The sequence below is a fragment of the Dechloromonas hankyongensis genome, assembly GCF_022012295.1.
In the GTDB taxonomy this organism is placed as follows: domain Bacteria; phylum Pseudomonadota; class Gammaproteobacteria; order Burkholderiales; family Rhodocyclaceae; genus Azonexus; species Azonexus hankyongensis.
Genome location: NZ_JAKLTN010000001.1, coordinates 454,879 through 472,401 on the forward strand (window position 1 = coordinate 454,879; position 17,523 = coordinate 472,401).

General features: G+C 63.6%; 11 protein-coding genes. 3 read left to right on the forward strand and 8 right to left on the reverse strand.

The annotated features are described in order from the left end of the window. The 3 genes from LZ012_RS02265 to LZ012_RS02275 are packed head-to-tail and all read right to left on the reverse strand — an operon-like array spanning window position 1 to window position 6,320. Window positions 1-828 carry an SIR2 family NAD-dependent protein deacylase gene (locus LZ012_RS02265; RefSeq protein ID WP_275707125.1) on the reverse strand — a complete coding sequence of 276 codons (828 nt, stop codon included), beginning with the start codon at window positions 826-828 and terminating at the stop codon, window positions 1-3. Window positions 829-868: 40 nt separating this feature from the next. Next, window positions 869-2,005, reverse strand: a complete 1,137-nt coding sequence (locus LZ012_RS02270) for a response regulator (protein WP_275707128.1) — start codon at window positions 2,003-2,005, stop codon at window positions 869-871. Between the two features lie 22 nt (window positions 2,006-2,027). Continuing rightward, complete coding sequence (locus LZ012_RS02275) at window positions 2,028-6,320, reverse strand: response regulator (RefSeq protein ID WP_275707130.1); 4,293 nt, start codon at window positions 6,318-6,320, stop codon at window positions 2,028-2,030. A 377-nt stretch (window positions 6,321-6,697) separates the two neighbouring features. Here LZ012_RS02275 and LZ012_RS02280 point away from each other — a divergent pair, with 377 nt between their 5' ends. Next, entirely contained in the window at window positions 6,698-8,020 is a 1,323-nt protein-coding gene (locus LZ012_RS02280; RefSeq protein ID WP_275707132.1) for a hypothetical protein, read from the forward strand. A gap of 60 nt (window positions 8,021-8,080) precedes the next feature. Then, the gene (locus tag LZ012_RS02285) at window positions 8,081-10,192 is read left to right on the forward strand and encodes a hypothetical protein (protein ID WP_275707134.1); all 2,112 of its coding nucleotides are present in this window, start codon (window positions 8,081-8,083) and stop codon (window positions 10,190-10,192) included. A 106-nt stretch (window positions 10,193-10,298) separates the two neighbouring features. Here the strand turns inward: LZ012_RS02285 and LZ012_RS02290 are convergent, their stop codons facing one another. From LZ012_RS02290 to gshA, 3 genes are read right to left on the reverse strand one after another with little or no spacing between them, the layout of a single operon-like run. Next, window positions 10,299-11,339, reverse strand: coding sequence for an FAD:protein FMN transferase (locus LZ012_RS02290; protein WP_275707136.1), 1,041 nt, complete (start codon window positions 11,337-11,339; stop codon window positions 10,299-10,301). After that, window positions 11,324-12,343, reverse strand: a complete 1,020-nt coding sequence (gene gshB / locus LZ012_RS02295; RefSeq protein WP_275707138.1) for a glutathione synthase — start codon at window positions 12,341-12,343, stop codon at window positions 11,324-11,326. The genes LZ012_RS02290 and gshB overlap by 16 nt, the downstream gene beginning before the upstream one ends. After that, window positions 12,343-13,635 (reverse strand): glutamate--cysteine ligase, encoded by a 1,293-nt coding sequence (gshA, locus tag LZ012_RS02300; RefSeq protein ID WP_275707141.1) that lies wholly within the window; start codon window positions 13,633-13,635, stop codon window positions 12,343-12,345. The genes gshB and gshA overlap by 1 nt, the downstream gene beginning before the upstream one ends. 148 nt (window positions 13,636-13,783) lie before the next feature. Between gshA and LZ012_RS02305 the strand changes: the two genes are divergently transcribed. Beyond that, a complete protein-coding gene (locus LZ012_RS02305) occupies window positions 13,784-15,406 on the forward strand; it encodes an ABC-F family ATPase (RefSeq protein ID WP_275707143.1) in 1,623 nt (540 codons plus the stop codon). Between the two features lie 119 nt (window positions 15,407-15,525). Here the strand turns inward: LZ012_RS02305 and LZ012_RS02310 are convergent, their stop codons facing one another. Continuing rightward, complete coding sequence (locus LZ012_RS02310) at window positions 15,526-16,683, reverse strand: sugar-transfer associated ATP-grasp domain-containing protein (protein ID WP_275707145.1); 1,158 nt, start codon at window positions 16,681-16,683, stop codon at window positions 15,526-15,528. A gap of 133 nt (window positions 16,684-16,816) precedes the next feature. Further along, window positions 16,817-17,518 carry a hypothetical protein gene (locus tag LZ012_RS02315; protein WP_275707147.1) on the reverse strand — a complete coding sequence of 234 codons (702 nt, stop codon included), beginning with the start codon at window positions 17,516-17,518 and terminating at the stop codon, window positions 16,817-16,819. Between the last annotated feature and the right edge of the window lie 5 nt (window positions 17,519-17,523).

The following is a 17,523-nucleotide window of genomic DNA, read 5'->3' on the forward strand; positions in this document are numbered from 1 at the left end:
TCAGCCGGTAGCGAGCGCCTGCCGCAGGGATTCGAGGCCGGCCAGCCCGCCCAGGGGCAGGGCTATGCCGCGGGCCGGATCGGGAATTTCCGCTTCGTCGGGGTTGATGCGGATCAGCCGTCCGCCATGCGTTTCCGAAAAATGGCGGACGGTCGCGATGTGGCTGCCGGCGCCGATTTCGATGCAAACCGGGCGTTTGAGTCCGGCCAGCCAGTGCTGTAGGCGCTGGAATTGCAGTGCCGTGCGCCGGTCCTGCCATCCCCAATCTCCGAACATCAGGATATTGGGCCGGGCCAGGGCGCCGCAATGCGGGCAGCGCGGCAATTCGCCGAGCAGCCGGCAGTTTTGGCTGTCGATTTCGGGCTGGAAATCGGTTGCCGGCCACAGGGCCTGACGGCAATCCGCTGTGCATTGCAGATGGTGGATGGAGCCGTGGATTTCACAGATGCGATCAGGAGCGAAGCCGGCTTTCTGGAATTGGCCGTCGACGTTGCTGGTGAATACCCAGGCGGCCAGTGCCATGTCGGCGGCGATGTCGAGCAGCGTCCGGAAGCCGGCATGCGGTGTGGTCTGCCGGTAGAGAGCGAGGCGATGGCCGTAGAAACCCCAGGCCAGGCGGGGGGCACGCTCGAAGGCAGCGGGGTTGGCGATGGACTCGAAAGCGATGTGCGCCCGGCCAAGCGCCGGGTAGGCGGACCAGAAGCCGCCCGGTCCGCGAAAATCGGGCAGGCCGGAATCGATGCCCATGCCGGCCCCGGCCGTGATCAGCAGGCCATCGGCGGCACGCAGCCAGTCAGCGGCCGTGCGCAGCCCGGCGTCGTCGCGCATGGCCGAATGCCCGCCGTGACGTCCGGTCAGCTCGCCTTGCTCATTCGCTGGTCTCGGTGCTGGAAATATTGGCCGGATAACCGGTCGGGTCGTCCTTGTGGTCGTAGATTTCCTTTATTTGGAATTCGAGGTCGGTCAGCGCGCCGTTTTCGTCGGCGTAGATTTCCTTGATGCGCAGGATTTCCGGTAGCGCCTTCTTCAGCGCGACGATCAGGCTGGGGTCGAAATGGCGGCCGGCCTGCTCGTCGAAATACTGCAGAGCGGTGTCGACCGGCACGGCGGCCTTGTAGGGGCGCACCGAAACCAGCGCGTCGAAAACGTCGGCGATGGCGACGATGCGGCCTTCGAGCGGGATCGCCTCGCCCTTAAGCCCCTTCGGATAGCCGCTGCCATCCCATTTTTCGTGATGAGTGAGGGCGATGATGCGGGCGGTTTCGAGCAGTTCGTTGTCATGCTTGCCGATGATCTCGGCGCCCATGATCGGGTGCCGGTGCATGACGTCCCATTCCGCCGCGTCGAGCTTGCCGGGCTTGAGCAGGATGGCGTCGGGAATGCCGATCTTGCCGATGTCGTGCATCGGTGCGGTATTGAAAATGATGTCGGCGGCTTCTTCACCCAGGCCATGGGCGAGGGCGATGAGCCGGGCGTAGTGGCTCATGCGCAGCACATGGTTGCCGGTTTCGTTGTCCTTGAATTCGGCGGCGCGACCCAGGCGGCGGATGATCTGCTGGCGAGTGTTGAGCAGTTCAAAGGTGCGCTGGCGGACCATGTGCTCGAGCTCGCGCGACTGGTCGTAGAGGGCGAGGTGGGTGCGGACGCGGGCTCGGACGATGGGCGGGCTGATCGGCTTGGTGATGTAGTCGACGGCGCCGGTTTCCAGGCCGCGCTGTTCGTCCTCGGTGCTGCTCATGGCGGTGACGAAAATGATCGGTATGCGCCGTCGGTCGGGATTGGCCTTCAGGCGCCGGCAGATTTCGAGGCCGCTCAACCCGGGCATCATGATGTCGAGCAGGATGAGGTCCGGCGGTTCATCCGAATAGACAATCTTCAACGCCTTTTCGCCGGAGGTGGCGACCCGGACCCGGTAGTCGTCACGCAGCACTTCACTGAGCAGATCGATGTTTTCCGGGCTGTCGTCGACGACCAGGATGCATTGCTTGGGCAGAAGGGTGGGCATGGCATTCAACTTTCTGTGCGGATCAGATGGCGTGGCGTTGGAGGGGCAGTTGCTCGAGTGTCTCCCTGGCTTCGTCAAAATCGTACTGATTGATCTGGCGAGCCAGTTGGTCGACCAGCTGCGGGTCGAAGATCTGTCGTAACCGGTCGGATATTTCTTCGAAACAGCGTACTGCAGACGCGTCGTCATTGGCCAGCAGGCTCTGCAGATCGGCCAGCGCGTGGCGCGACAGTTCGTCCACCGGGCGCGTAGCAGCGGCCGGTGCTTCGGCAGCGAGCTTGCCGGCCTGGGCGACGATGGCCGGCAGGCAGCTCTGCAGGCGGGCCAGTTGGGCGTCGATGGCCGGATCGTTGGCGGCCAGGCCCTGCTTCAGGCTGTCTTCCAGTTCGCCGGCCAGCCGGGCCAGGTTGCCGGCCCCGATATTGCCGGCCAGGCCACGCAGCGTGTGGGCCCGCAACACCATGGCGTCGGTGTCGCGGCTGGCCTGGTTGGCCTGCAACTGCTCGGCGGCATCGGCCTGGTTGTCGCAGAAACGAAGCAGCAGGCGCTGGTACATGGCGCGGTTGCCGCCGAGGCGGGACAGGGCGGCGGCGGTGTCGATGCCGAGCGGCGGCGGTTCCTGGCTGGCGGCGGGCGTAGCGACCGGGAGGCTGTCGCCGCCGGCCAGCCAGCGCGCCAGGGTGGCGTGCAGGACAGCGACGTCGATCGGTTTGGGAATGTGGTCGTTCATGCCGGCCGCCAGGCAGCGCTCGCGGTCGCTGGCCAGGGCGTTGGCGGTCATCGCCACAATGGGCAGTGACGCCCGGCCGGGCAGGCGACGGATGGCTTCGCTGGCCGTGTAGCCGTCCATGACCGGCATGTGGCAGTCCATTAGCACCAGATCGTAGGCTTCCCGCTCGACCTTCTCCACCGCCAGCCGACCGTTTTCCGCCGTGTCGACGCGCAGGCCGATGTTGCCCAGCATTTCCTCGGCCAGTTCGCGATTGACCTCGTTATCCTCGACGAGCAGCACGCGCTGCCCGGCGAACAGCCCGGAGTGCGCGGCGGCCGGCAGTCCGGGGGCCGGCCGATTGCCGGGGTCGCGATGCAGGGCGAGCATGATGCTGTCGAATAGCGACGACGGGGTGGCCGGCTTGTTCAGGATGGCACCGACCGCATGCTTGCCGAGGGCGGCCTGCAGTTCCTCGTGATCGTAGGCGGTGGCCATCACGATGGCCGCGGTGTTTTCCAGATTGTTCTGGCGTATGCGTTCGACCAGCTCGACGCCGTCCATGCCGGGCATTTTCCAGTCGATGATGAGCAGGCCGTAGCTCCCGTCCTTGGCCAGTTCGGCCAGCGCGGCCGGGCCGCTGGTCACCGCCTGGCCGGCGATATCGAGCATCTTCAGCATGTGCAGGAAGACTTCGCAGGCCCCGGGGCTGTCGTCGACGACCAGGGCACGCAGATCGTTGGGCAGGCCGATGCGTTGCGGTGTCGGGTCCTGCATGGTCGCGACGCCGAAGGGCAGGCGGAAGGTGAAGCGGCTGCCGACGCCGGGCTGGCTGGCGACGCCGATGCTGCCACCCTGCAGCTCGACCAGGCGCTTGCAAATCGACAGCCCGAGCCCGGTGCCGCCGTATTTGCGGGTGGTCGAGGTGTCGGCCTGGGCGAAGGCGGAGAAAAGTCTCTCCTGCTGCTCGGCGCTCATGCCGATGCCGGTGTCGATGACTTCGCAGGCGAGTTCGATACCGTCGTCGCGGCTGCTCAGCGCGTTGAGCGTGACCTTGATTTCGCCGACTTCGGTGAATTTGATGGCATTGCTGACCAGGTTGAGCAGTATCTGGCCGAGGCGCAGGGGATCGCCGATCAGGCGGTCGGGGACGTCCGGTGCGATGTCGTAGAGCAGTTCCAGGCCGCGTTCGCGGGCCTTCAGGGCGCACATGTCGCTGAGGTGGCGCAGGGTGTCGTCGAGGCTGAACGGCGCGTGTTCGAAGTGCATCATGCCGGCCTCGATCTTCGACAGGTCGAGAATGTCGTTGATGATGCCGAGCAGGCCCTTGGCGGCGTTGTCCACCTTGCTCAGGTAGTTTTTCTGGCGCGCCGTCAGTTCGGTTTGCAGCGCCAGGTGGGTCATGCCGATGATGGCGTTCATCGGGGTGCGGATTTCGTGGCTCATGTTGGCCAGGAAATCGGCCTTGGCGGCGGCGGCCGATTCGGCGACGGCCCGCGCCCGGTCGGCTTCGCGCTCGGCCTGCTTGAGGGCGGAGATGTCGACGATGACGCCGATCAGCCCGTCCGGCCGGCCGTCCGGCGTGCTGAAGCCGCTCACCGAATACAAGGTGTCGTGCAAGGTTCCGTCGGCATCGGCCAGTTGCACCTCGCGGCTGATCCGGCCGCCGTTGGCGATGACCTGTTCGTCCTCGGCTTGGTAGGCCTGGCGGGCCTCCGCGGGCAGGTAGTCGAGATCGAGCACCCGCTTGCCGATGAAATTGCGCCGATGCACGCCGAAAAAGGCCTCGTAGGCCTGGTTGCAGCCGCGGAAACGGGTATCTGCGCCCTTGTAGAAAATGGGATTGGGAATGGTGTCGAGCAGTGCCTGCAGGAAGGCGAACTGGCGGATCAGCTCGAACTGGATTTCGTGGCGGTCGGAGACGTCGAGGAGCGTAATCAGCAGCGAATCCAGTTCGCCGTCGGCATTGCGGATGGTGCTGATCTGCACGTCGCCCCAGCGCGACTGGCCGGCCGGGTCGATGAATTCGAATTCGTTGCGCAGGCTTTGCGGCCCGCTGTGGTCGGGGTGGGCGACGAGGTCGTCGAGGCGGGCCAGCACGTCGGCCGGCAGGGCGATCTTTTCCGGGTCGGCGAGCAGGTCGCCGATCGGCAGGTTGAGGAAGCGGGCGAAGGCGGGATTGATCAGGATGGGCCGGCGCTCGGGGTCCAGGCTGATGATGCCGACAGCTGCGTTGTCAAAAATGGCACGGAAGAAGGCTTCCCGTTTCTGCAGGATTTCCTGGTTCTGGCGCAAGGCGTGGGTGCGGCTGGCCACCTTGCGTTCCAGTTCGGCATTGGTGTCTTGCGCCGCCTGGGTGGCGCTTGCCAGATGCCGGCGCATGCTTTCAAGTGCAGCCGCCAATTGAGCCACCTCGCGCCACGGGGCGTCGGTGGTTACCGGCTTGTCCAGTTCCAGGCTGCCGATACGCGAACTGTCCTCGGCCAAGGCGATCAGCGGCTCGCCGAAGCGGTTGGCGATACGGACGGCGACTGCCATGCCGAGCGCCAGCGCGGACAGCGTGATCAGGCCGAGCAGCAGCAGATCGCTGCCGGTGACCGGCACGAAATCGCTTTCCGGGGCGGTTACGCCCAGCCACACGCCGCTGGTATTGCCGTTGATCGGCTTGAACAGGCTGAGCCAAGCGCCGTCGGGCCGGGCATGGCGATGCAGGCCGGGTACGGGGTGCGGCTCGGCCTGCCATTTCTGGAACCCGGCGGCGAGTTCCGGCAGGGCCAGTTCGTCGGCCGTTTTCAGCAGGGCGTCGTTGATCGCCTGCCGGCTGGTGAAGCGAGGATCGCGTGGCGGGGCGATCAGCCGGCCTTCCTTGAGGAACAGGGCGGCCTTGCCCTGCGGGCTGAAGGCCAGGCGCGAGGTGAATTCGGCAATGTCGATCAGGCGCACGTCGTGGGCGATGACGTACTGGCTGCCGTCCGTGGCCTGCCAGCGCATGCTGGCCGTGATGCCGGGCTCCTTGGTGGTGAAGAAGATGTAGGGCTCGCTCCAGAACACGCTCCGCTCGTCGGCCAGCGCCATGGCGCCCTTGAACCACGGGCGTTCCCGGGCATCGTAATTACGTTCGCGCAGCTCGACCTTTTCGATTTCCCGCTGGGCATTCCAGGTGATCCAGTAGGTCTGGTTGCCCCATTCGGCCGGATTCGATATGCGGTTGAGCCAGCGGCCGTCGTCGGTCATCAGCAGCAGGATTTCGCGTCCCGACTCGTGGGCGAAGATGACCGATGTGATTTCGCCGTGGTTGGCGATGATGGGGAAGAAAAATTCGTTGAAACGCAGCACCTGGCTCAGGTCGAGCTCGCCGTTCTTGCCCCAGCCCTGGCTGCTGCGCAGGGTCACCTCGACGGTTTTGATGAGCAGGCCGAAACGCGCGTCGAGTTGCTCGGCGGCCCGCTCCATCTGCGTTTTGGCCAGACGGTCCACGGTCGGCCGGCCGATCAGGTGATACAGGCCGAAGGTGAATGCGGCGAGCGCCAGCAGGATCAGCAGGCCGATCCGCGGGATCAGACTTTTGGCAAACCCAGGCTGCTTGAAGGAAACGCTCTTCAGCATTCCTCCTCCCTCATTCACGTTGTCGAGTGCTATCCGCCATCACGGGCTCGGGCCTTTGTTCTTTGTCTGCATTGTAGCGACATATCCGCTGTTTTTGCGGGGGGCAGCGCGAGCTTCGCCGGATTCCATGGCTGGTGTTTTTCCTGTCGGCGATCTATCTGTATGGCATGTCTCTTTTTAAAGACAAACAAATTATCTATTAATCATAAGCTTGGCAGAAAGCCGGATTTTTCTGTCGTCCCTTTACGACAGCGCCGCACCGGGTAATTTATCGCTTAACGATTAAGCCGTTGATTATGAATAAATAAATAATTGGCATATTTGCTGCGCTATTTCATTGGCATCACTCGTTTTTGCTACCTACTCAGGAGACTGAAATGAATGCCAATGAAGAACCGATGGAAGTGCCGTGTTGTCCGGCGCTGACCAAGGATACCGTTTGCGATGTGCTGGATTTCCACTACCGGACGCGCCACACCACCAACGTGGCGGCCGGCGGGCGCCGCATCCAGGTCGAGGTGCTGATCCACGCCCGCCTGGAGCGCTGCCCGGGGCCGATGACCCTGGGCGACCTGGTGTACAGCACGACCCTGCTACCTGGCGAGAAGGTCAGGCTGTTCACCTCCGACCGCCGGACGCGATTCAGCATCGATAGCGAAAGCAAGGTCAGCTATCGCCACGAGCAAACCTCGGAGGAGCGCTACTACCTGTCGAGCATGCACGACTTCATGTCCGATGTATCGGTGCGCGATTCGGGCAGTGCGAGTTCGAGCAACAAGGGTTCGGCGCGCGGCCACGGCGAAACGAGCAGCGCCCTCGGCGCACTTTTTTCCGGGCCGTCGGTCGATGTCAGCGGTTCCTACGACGCCTCGTCGACCTCGTCCTTCCTCCGCGAATTGAGCCAGCACGCCAGTGCCTCCGATCGTCGCTCCGAGTCGGCGACGCGGGCCGCCAGTTCGGTCTCGGTCGGCGAGGTGTCCAGCCGTTCGCATACCCAGGGCGAGTCGGAGGACCACCAGGAATCGTCGTCGCGCGAGTTTTCGAACCCCAATCGCTGCCACGCCGTCACCTATTTCTTCTACCAGATCAACAAGACCCAGACCGTCAAATTCCGGATTGTCGCCATCCAGCGACGGGTCATCGATCCGGCCGCCGATACGCGCGTGTCGAACAATCCCTTTGCCGCCGACGGCGGCGTATCGGCCATCCCGAGCGCCGTGCTGGCGACCGATGCCAACCGTCTGAAAGTTGAAAAAATCGGCCGTGACAGCGTGCTCGCCCAACAGGGCGCCGACTTTGCCGCCGGCGCCAGCCGGGAGGCGGCGAACGTCAACCTGGCCCGCCTGTCGGCCCTGGATACCAATGTGCAGCCGATCTCCCCGGCCCTCAAGGCGCGCGCCCTGCAGGAGGTCGATCAATCGCTGATCAAGGAGCGCCTGATCGACAAGAACGGCAAGGTGGTCGATGAAGTGGTCAGCGAGCTGTCGTTCGAGCGGGTCAGTTCCCTGCCGACCCCGGGCCTGCTGGTCAAGGGCTGCCTCGACGAGTGCGACACCTGCGAACCGGCGCTGGAAAAGGCGATCGAGCTGGAGCTGGAACACAAGCAGCTGCAAAACGAGCTGCTCAAAAAGCAGATCGAGCTGCTCGAAAAGTCGCAGGAATATCGCTGCTGCCCGGTGGCCGAAGCTGCTACCCCTTGAGTTTCTGGTTAGCCCAATTTTGTGTAGCAAACCCGGTATTCAACTCCTGGAGGTTTAGCCATGAATGACGAATTGAAGAAGGCGGTTACCAAGTCGAAAGCCGTGATGGTCGGCCCCTACGCCAACGAGCGCGAGAAGTACAAGGCGCTCCTGTTGAGCAATCCCAATTACTTCGGCTCGCTGCAAAAGAGCCCGTTCAAACCGGTGCTGCCGCTGGCCGGCAATACCTATTACGAAGAACTGGTCTGCGTCGGCTACCAGCCGCAGCAGCAACGGCTGGAAGGCGTCGTGCACATCTACCAGCCGTCGGGCTACGGCAGCGGCCTGTGCGGCGCCGGCAGCACCGAGTACGTGCGCTTCTACCTGTCGTTCGATCAGGGCGCGACCTGGGTCGATCAGGGCCTGACCAGCTTCCAGGCCTGGAATGTCCCGCAGGGCACCGACGGCAGCAAGCGGCTGGAGTACGCCGTGCAACTGCCGGTCTCGCCGAGCCGCCACTTCTGCTTCCTGGGGGCGCACCTGATCCGGGTGCGCGCCATCCTGTCGTGGAGCGCGCCGCCGCCGCCCAACCAGCCCAACTGGAACCCGCCCTGGGGCAATCATCGCGACGCGACGATACAGGTCGAGCCGCGCCGCTTCTTTACCGGCAAGGAGATCTTCACCGCCGCTAAGATCAAATTGCCGCCGGTGCTCAAAGAGGTGCTCGATCTCGATCTGCCGCTACCGTCCAAAACGCCCGGCCTCGCAGCCCCCGAGCTGGCCGTGCACTACAAGGCGGCGGGCATTCCGGCCCACCGCTTCGCGTTCAAGGAAATGCACGCGCTGACCGCCGGCCCGCAGGCCTTCAGCGGCGAACTGGCCGCCCAGTTGCTGCCCGGCATCGAGATTTCGCCCAATATCGGCGATCTGCTCTTTCCGAAAACCGACGGCGACACCAGCTATGAAGAGCTCACCTGCATCGGTCTCGATCCGAACAGCCCCGATACCCTGGTCGGCGTCGTCAAGATCAAACGCAGCCAGGGCTATTCCGGCGGGCCGTGCACGGCGGGCAGCCCCGAGTACGTCTCGTGGTGGGCCGATTTCGACGGCAACGGCAGTTTCGAAAGCTTCCTCGGCACGGCGCAGGTGACGGTTTACGACCTGGCCAGCACACCGGCCGATGGCGTGCATTACGCGGTACGCCTGCCGGTCGATTTGTCTGCCCAGCGCAAGCGCTGCCAGGAGGGGCCGGTGGTCGTGCGCGTGCGCGCCATCCTGTCGTGGAACGTCCCGGTGCCGGGCAATGCCCCGAATCAGGTGCCGGCCTGGGGCAATCGCGAAGAAACGCTGATCCACATCGCGCCGCTCGGGGCAGTGCATGCGCCGGCCGGCAAGATCGCCATCCTCGGCGGCATCCCGGTCAGCATGATCGACGACGCCAGCGGCATGACCACGCCCGATGCGGTGTTTGCGCTGAACAATGCAGCGGTCGGCGGCGGTTGCCCGTTCGGCGCGGCGGTGACCGTGCAGGGGGCGCCTTTGCCGGTCGGCTATACCTACACGATCGAGGTCACGCCTGAGGGGAGTGGCGTCCCGACGCCGGTGCTGACCGAACTGACGCTGACCCGCCAGGACGGAACGACCTACAAGCTCAATGCCAATCCGCTGACCCAGCGCTTCCCGTACCAGGCGTTTACCGACAACGTCAATGCCTTGCTCGGGCATTGGGATACGGCCGGCGACGCACGCTGGACCGTGGCGCTGAGCAGCTACGACCCGGGCGGCAACTACCTCGGCACCGACACGCAGCTGATCCAGCTCGACAACACCGGGCCGAGCACCAGCATCGACATCACGACCGGTACCGGCAATTGCGGCAAATTCCCGACCGGTTCGCTGATCGGCGGCAATTTTGTCGCCCGCGACCTGCACCTGCTCAGCTATTCGATCGGCGTCAAGCCGCCCGGACTCAACGATCCTGGGGAAGCGGTCACGGTGCCGAGTGCGGGTTACTCGAACACCGCCGTCACCGGCGATGCCTGGTCGCTAGACACCACCGGCATGGTCAATTGCGGCTATGTGGTCGAACTGGTGGTGCGCGACCGGACCATCGTCGCCAGCCAGAGTCAGGGGTGGAATGGCTCGGCCAGCGTGGGCTTCTGCCTGGAGTCCGTAGCCGACGGCAACGACTGAGGGCCGGCCTGCGGTCCAGCCTCCCGGTTCAGTCAGGACGGAGCCGGGAGGCTTTTTTGCGACCGGGGGGCGCTATATCGGCCGTGCCGACAGATAGGTTGCTAGCCTATTCGACGACCGAGATATCCGGCGTCTGGCCGAGGTATTCGAGGCGCTTGTTCAGCGCCGCGGTGACGAAGATGCGGTTGTCGCGGTCCACGCGTAGGACGAGGCCGACGTCCATCTTGCGCGCCATGTCGCGCCAGGCGTCCGGCCCGGCGATGAAAATGGGTTTTGAACTGGCGTCGGACAGCGTCCCGGCCTTGGGGCCGGCCGGAATCAGCACGGTGACCGCTTGCGTGTGGCTGGCCGGGCGACCGCTGCGCGGGTCGAGCAGGTGCGGGTAGCGCTGGCCGTCGACTTCGAAGTAGCGCTGGTAGTCGCCCGAGGTGCCAATGGCTTCGCCGTCGTCGAGACTCACGGTGGCGAGCGGGCCGGGCTGGCGCGGGTGCTGGATACCGACCCGCCATTTCTTGCCTTGCTTGCTGCCCAGCGCCATGACGTTGCCGCCGATGTTGATTAGCGCATTGTGGATGCCCAGTTGGCGCAGGATGGCGGCAGCGCGGTCGAGGGCGACCCCCTTCAGGTAGCCGCCGAAATCGAGGGCGACCTGGCGGTTGCGGCTCTTTACCGTGTCGCCATCGACGGCGATATCGGCAATCGACGGTTTGCTGGCCAGCCAGGCCTTGATGTCGGCGGCGGGCGGCAGTTCCGTCCTGAATTCGTCGGACTGGAATCCCCACAGCTTGATCAGGCGGCCGATGCCGGGATCGAACAGGTAATCGCCCTGCTTGGACAGCGCCTGGGCTTCGCGGACGAAGCCGGCCAGCTCGGGGCTGACGGTGTGCGGCTGGCCGGCGGCGATGGCGTCGTTGAGGGCGCTCAGTTCCGACGGTTGCCAGGCGTGATAGGCGCGGTGCAGGCGATCGAATTCGCGCAGTACGGCGGCGATGGCCTGGCGGCCCTGGGCGGGATCGTCGCCGACGACGATGACTTCGACGCGGGTGCCGAAGACGTAGGCCTGCTGCTCCTGCAGCGGCGTGCGGCCGCAGGCGGCCAGGAGCAGGGCGAAGACGCCGAGCAGGACGAGTTTCAGGCCAGGCCGCATGCGTGTTCGAGGGCAGTGATGAAGGCGCCGGCCGCGTCGAAACCCGATTGTTGGCGGATTTCGACCATGCAGGTCGGGCTGGTGACGTTGATTTCGGTGAGGTGGTTGCCGATCACGTCGAGGCCGACCAGCAGCAGGCCGCGCTTGAACAGCACGGGGCCGAGCGCTTCGGCGATCTGCCGGTCGCGAGCGGACAGTTCCTGCGCGATGCCGGTGCCGCCGGCCGCCAGGTTGCCGCGCGTCTCGCCGGCCTTGGGGATGCGCGCCAGACACCAGGGGACCGGCTGGCCGGCGATGAGCAGGATGCGTTTGTCGCCGTGGGCGATCTCGGGCAGGTAGCGCTGCGCCATGATGGTCCGGGCGCCTTCGTGGGTCAGCGTTTCGAGAATGACGTTGCGGTTGGCGTCGTTGCGGTGCACGCGGAAAATCTGGCTGCCGCCCATGCCGTCGAGCGGCTTGAGGATGACGTCGCGTTCCTCGTCGATGAAATGCTGGAGCTGGGCCATGTCCCGGCTGACCAGGGTCGGCGGCGCGAAGTCCGGGAATTCCATAATCGCCAGCTTTTCCGAATGGTCGCGCAGGGCGCGCGGTCGGTTGAGGACGCGCACGCCGTCGGCTTCGGCCCGTTCGAGCAACCAGGTGGCGGTCAGGTACTCGAAATCGAAGGGCGGGTCCTTGCGCATGACTACCGCATCGAAAGCGGTGAGCGGCATCCATTCGCGGCCGGTTTCGCGGTACCAGTCGTGGTCGTCCGGGCGCAGATGCAGGTGCATGGCCTCGCCCGACACGCCGCCGGCGTGGGCCGCGTCGGCCTTGCGCCAGCCCAGCGTCCGGGCATCGATGGCGTACACCTCGTGGCCGTGCTTTTCGGCGGCGCGCATCATGGCCACCGACGAATCCTTCCACGCCTTCAGTTCGGGCAGCGGATCGACGACGAAGGCCAGTTTCAGCGACCGGCTGCTGCCGCCGAGCAGGTGCTTCTCGAAATGCAGCTGCTGGGCCATCAATCCTCGTCGGTTTCGGGGGCCGTGCGTTCGAGTTCGATGGCGGCGGCCAGGCAGGCCAGGCGGCCGACCACGCCGTAGGCGTAGAAGCGGTTGGGCGCCGAATCGGGATTGCCGCAGCGGTAGTCGGGCAGGTTGCAGCCGGTTTCGAAGGCCAGCGGCTCGAAGTGCATGCCCGGCGCGTTGAGGTTCTCGTCCTTGCCGCGCCCGGTATGGACGCGATAGAAGCCGCCGACGACATAGCGGTCGATCATGTAGATCACCGGCTCGGCGACCGCATCCTTGACCGTCTCGAAGGAATGCACGCCTTCCTGGATCAGCACCTCGGAGACTTCCAGGCCTTCCTTGACCACGCTCATCTTGTTGCGCTGCTTGCGGTTCAGCGCGATGACCTCGTCGGCGTCGCGCACCGTCATGACGCCCATGCCGTAGGTGCCGGCGTCGGCCTTGACCACCACGTAGGGCGTCTCGTCGATGTCGTACTCGCGGTATTTTTCCTTGACCAGGTCGAGCACGGCGGCGACGTTGGCGGCCAGGCATTCCTCGCCTTGGCGCTCGTGGAAATTGATGCTGCGGCACACCGAGAAGGCCGGGTTGATGCGCCACGGGTCGATGCCGATGGCCTTGGCGAAATCGTTGGCGACCTGGTCGTAGGCGGCGAAATGGTTGGACTTGCGACGCACCGCCCAGCCGGCATGCACCGGTGGCAGCACGACCTGCTCGTTGAGGCCTTGCAGGATGGGCGGGATGCCGGCCGACAGGTCGTTGTTGAGCAGGATGGCGCACGGATCGAAGCCGTCCAGCCCGAGCCGGTACGGGGTGCGGATCAGCGGTTCGAGTAGCAGCTGCTGGCCGTTGGCCAGGTCGATGGTCGTCGGCTTGTCGATTTCCGGCAGCAGCGTGCCGATACGCACGTTCAGACCGGTCTGCTTGAGGATGGCGGCAATCTGCGCCACGTTCTGCAGGTAGAACTGGTTGCGCGTGTGGTTTTCCGGGATCAGCAGCAGGCTACGCGCATCGGGGCAGAATTTCTCGATGGCGCTCATCGCCGCCTGCACGCACAGCGGCAGGAAGGCCGGATTCAGGTTGTTGAAGCCGCCGGGGAAGAGGTTGGTATCGACCGGCGCCAGCTTGAAGCCAGAATTGCGCAGGTCTACCGACGAATAGAAAGGCGGCGTGTGTTCCAGCCACTGGCCGCGCAGCCAGTGTTCGATTTGCGGACTGGCGGCCAGGAAGCGGCGCTCCAGTTCGAGGAGCGGCCCGGTGAGGGCCGTGGTGAGGTGGGGAACCATGTGCTGTCTCTTTCCCGGGGAATTTTTATTGTGGCCGCAAATCTTACACCGCAGTGCACAAATAGGGGGCCGTATCCCACGGTCAACCCGTTGAAAACAGGTAAAATTCGCCCCTTCGTTTTACGCCAATTCGCAGATCGGAATTCCAGTGCTCGTCGCCGCCAATATAACCATGCAGTTCGGGGCCAAACCCCTGTTCGAGAACGTCAACGTCAAGTTCGGCGAGGGCTATCGCTATGGCTTGATCGGCGCCAACGGGGCGGGCAAATCGACCTTCATGAAAATCCTGTGCGGCGCGCTCGATCCTTCCGCCGGCAACGTGTCGAAGGACGTGCATGAACGCATGGCCTACCTGCGCCAGGACCAGTTCGCCTACGAGGACATGCGCGTCCTCGACGTGGTGATGATGGGTCACGAGGAGCTGTGGGCCGCCATCCAGGAACGCGACGCCATCTACGCCAATCCGGAGGCCTCGGAGGACGATTACATGCGCGCCGCCGAACTCGAAGGCAAGGTCGGCGAATACGACGGCTACACCGCCGAATCGCGGGCCGGCGAACTGCTGCTCGGCGTCGGCATCCCGACCGAACAGCACGACGGCCCGATGAGCCAGGTCGCCCCGGGCTGGAAGCTGCGCGTGCTGCTCTGCCAGGCGCTGTTCGCCAATCCGGACATCCTGCTCCTCGACGAACCGACCAACAACCTCGACATCAACACCATCCGCTGGCTGGAAGACGTGCTGAACAATCGTGACTCGACGATGATCATCATCTCGCATGACCGCCACTTCCTGAACCAGGTCTGTACCCACATGGCCGACCTGGACTACGGCAAGATCACCACCTACGCCGGCAACTACGACGACTTCATGGAAGCCGCCCAGGCCGCCCGCGAGCGTCAGCAGAACGCCAACGCCAAAGCCAAGGAACGCATCGCCGAACTGCAGACCTTCGTCCGCCGCTTCTCGGCCAACGCCTCCAAGGCCAAGCAGGCAACCAGTCGGATGAAGCTGATTGACAAGCTGAAGCCGGAAGACGTCAAGCCGTCGTCGCGCCAGTACCCGTGGATCCGCTTTGATTACGACGAAAAGGCCAAGCTGCACCGCCAGGCGGTCGAGATCGAAAACCTGTCCTTCGCCTACGAAGGCACCGACCGCAAGATCTTCAACAACCTGACGCTGACCATCAACGCCGGTGAAAAGATCGCCGTAATCGGTGAAAACGGCGTTGGTAAAACGACCTTCCTGAAGCTGCTGATGGGCGAACTGGCACCGCAATTCGGCACCATCAAGTGGGCAGAAAAAGCCTTCCCCGGCTATTACGCGCAGGACCACAGCGCCGAATTCGCCGGTGAGCAGAGCCTGACCGAGTGGATCGCCGGCTATGCCCGCGCCACCATCGAGGACGGCGGCGACCTGGAAACCCTGATCCGCGGCACGCTCGGTCGCCTGCTGTTCTCCGGCGACGAGGTCAAGAAGCCGGTCAACGTCATTTCCGGCGGCGAGCAGGGGCGCATGCTGTTCGGCAAGCTGATGCTGTCCAAGCACAACGTTCTGCTGATGGACGAACCGACCAACCACCTCGACATGGAATCGATCGAAGCCCTGAACTCCGGGCTGGAAAAATTCCCCGGCACCCTGGTCTTCGTCTCGCACGACCGCGAATTCGTTTCCTCGCTGGCGACCCGCGTGTTGGAGGTCAAGGGCGACGGCAAGATCGTCGATTACCTCGGCGGCTACGAAGACTACCTCGCGTCGCAAGGCGTCGAATAAGGCACTTTATCGGCCGGCGTCCCGGCTCCAGCAAAAAGCCGAAGGTTTTTCCTTCGGCTTTTTTGTTTCTGTTCAGGCAATGAGTATTGCCTCTCAGTAGTGAAGTCGCTCCAGGTGTATTACCAGGACCATGCTCTCGGGAAATCGATTTGCCGGGGAGATCGACCCAGTGTCCAACGAATGAAATTTTCTCGGCGCAGACCGTGAGTCAAGTTCCGGTCGCGAAGCAGCGAGAGAAACCGATCATCGATGAAGCCGACACGGCCGGCATGCTGCGACGTATCGATATCGCCGAATGAATTGACTTCGAGAATCGAAGGCCCGTCCTCGCAGATGGCGATGTCCCAGCCGGGGCACAAATATCCTGGGAAGGCCAGATGGGCATCACACACCAAGTTCCGAATCTCCCGCCAGTATGGGATGACGAACCCTGTTAGCGGTAGTTCGGTGACGGGGTGGTTGGCAACCTGTGTTCGAGTCTTCCGGAAACCCGTGACGACTCTCTTGACGCTTCCGGACTCGATGTCGAGCTCCGCGATCAGGTTACCGCTGGTACCGAACTTGAAATGGTCATCGTCGTTGTTACCGCCGTTGACTCGCCAGACCGCACGAGTCAGCGTCGGGCCCTTGCTGCCGAGAAAGCTATGTATTCGGAGACCGGAAATCTTGTCGGTTCCGCAAAGTTCGGCGACGGCATGGTGGGCTTTCAGCGGTTGCTGTAGAACCCAGCCGAGTCCTCGCCGGTCGTCGAGGTGAGCCACCATCGCATTGGTATCAAGGCAGTTTTTGTTACCCAGAACGAATTTGCCGTCCTCCCAGCGGTCGACGAGCACATTGCCTCGACCAAACGAGCTGGAGGAAGGTTTGATATAGACGGGCAATCTCCCCGGCTCCAGAAGATATTGAATCAGTTCTTCCGGATTGTTGAGGCGCGGCGCCCCGTGTATTGGTCGCTGGTTGCCGTAGGTAGCCAGTATTTTGGGAAATGGAAAGCCGTAGCCAGCGAAAATGGCGTACATGGTGACTTTGTCTATGGTCATGAATTCCGAATAGACATCGACAAGCATCTTTTCCAGGATGCTTTGACCGCGCCATCCACCAAATGCACGCTTTTCGGCTTTGGATAGATCGGACTTGTAGAGTTCGTAGTCGAAGTACTCCGAAAAACCAAGCTGCCCGATCCCGAATCGTAGTTCGAGCATTTCCAGAAAAATCGCGCCCGGGCTACGGCCGCTTTCTCTTGCTGCTTCGAACACGTCTTTCACTATGGTGCCCATGGATGTCTCCAGGCTGAAATATTTCTTGCCGGTATCTTATCTTGGGCGCAATTTAGCATGTTTGCATTTCCGCGACAGGTGAGGGCAATTTTGCAGCGGGGGTATTGGGTGTCCGACCGGAGTTGCTACTTCGTTACGGCGAACGCACTTGCTCGAAATATGGAAGCAATGCCTTCGCTGCCTCGATTCGTTGTTGTGGGCTGGCTTTGGGGGCGTTCATGACGGCAAGCAGGAAGCTTTTCGGATCAGCATATGGTCCGGCAAGAGCGAGCGTGTCTGATGCGGAGGACGTGCTTCCTAAAGATTTATCACCGCTTTCCGCGACAGCTGTGTCAAGTTGAGCAAGGGTACGCTCGAATTCGACGGCTTTGATGCTGGCGAAAGCAGCCAGCAGGTCGGCCTGCTGGTTGCGGTTGGGCGCCATCTCCAGCCAGGGTTCGGCGGTGAACATGCTGCCCATGCCGGGGTCGATGAAGGCGCCCCAGCGTTCGGCGTCGGCCAACTGACAGGGCGGTAGGTCGCCAGCGATGCCGAATTCCAGGCGCGAGGCCGGCATGTCGGCCAGGTAGCGGCTGCGCAGTCCGTCGAGAAAGCGCCGGACTTGTTGTGCAGCGACCGGCTCGGCCAGCGAAAACCACAGGCGGTAGCCTTGCCCATCGACGGACACGGCCGGTGCCGGCAGGTCGAGTTCGTCCTGGACGGCATGCCAGAGCAGGGCGGCCGCTTCCCAGTCGGCAGCTCGCCGGAAGGCGATGCCCAAGGCCTGCTGGCCGCTATCGGAATGTTGTCCGGGCAGGAAATGCAGGCGCTGCAGTTCGCCGCTCAGCTTGTCCATGGCAG

Excerpts from the sequence above, each read along its gene's own strand:
- LZ012_RS02285 (WP_275707134.1), top strand. The coding sequence starts at position 8,081 with ATGAATGACGAATTGAAGAAGGCGGTTACCAAGTCGAAAGCCGTGATG.
- gshA (WP_275707141.1), bottom strand. The coding sequence starts at position 13,635 with ATGGTTCCCCACCTCACCACGGCCCTCACCGGGCCGCTCCTCGAACTG.
- LZ012_RS02270 (WP_275707128.1), bottom strand. The coding sequence starts at position 2,005 with ATGCCCACCCTTCTGCCCAAGCAATGCATCCTGGTCGTCGACGACAGC.
- LZ012_RS02310 (WP_275707145.1), bottom strand. The coding sequence starts at position 16,683 with ATGGGCACCATAGTGAAAGACGTGTTCGAAGCAGCAAGAGAAAGCGGC.
- LZ012_RS02315 (WP_275707147.1), bottom strand. The coding sequence starts at position 17,518 with ATGGACAAGCTGAGCGGCGAACTGCAGCGCCTGCATTTCCTGCCCGGA.
- LZ012_RS02290 (WP_275707136.1), bottom strand. The coding sequence starts at position 11,339 with ATGCGGCCTGGCCTGAAACTCGTCCTGCTCGGCGTCTTCGCCCTGCTC.
- LZ012_RS02275 (WP_275707130.1), bottom strand. The coding sequence starts at position 6,320 with ATGCTGAAGAGCGTTTCCTTCAAGCAGCCTGGGTTTGCCAAAAGTCTG.
- gshB (WP_275707138.1), bottom strand. The coding sequence starts at position 12,343 with ATGGCCCAGCAGCTGCATTTCGAGAAGCACCTGCTCGGCGGCAGCAGC.
- LZ012_RS02280 (WP_275707132.1), top strand. The coding sequence starts at position 6,698 with ATGAATGCCAATGAAGAACCGATGGAAGTGCCGTGTTGTCCGGCGCTG.
- LZ012_RS02265 (WP_275707125.1), bottom strand. The coding sequence starts at position 828 with ATGCGCGACGACGCCGGGCTGCGCACGGCCGCTGACTGGCTGCGTGCC.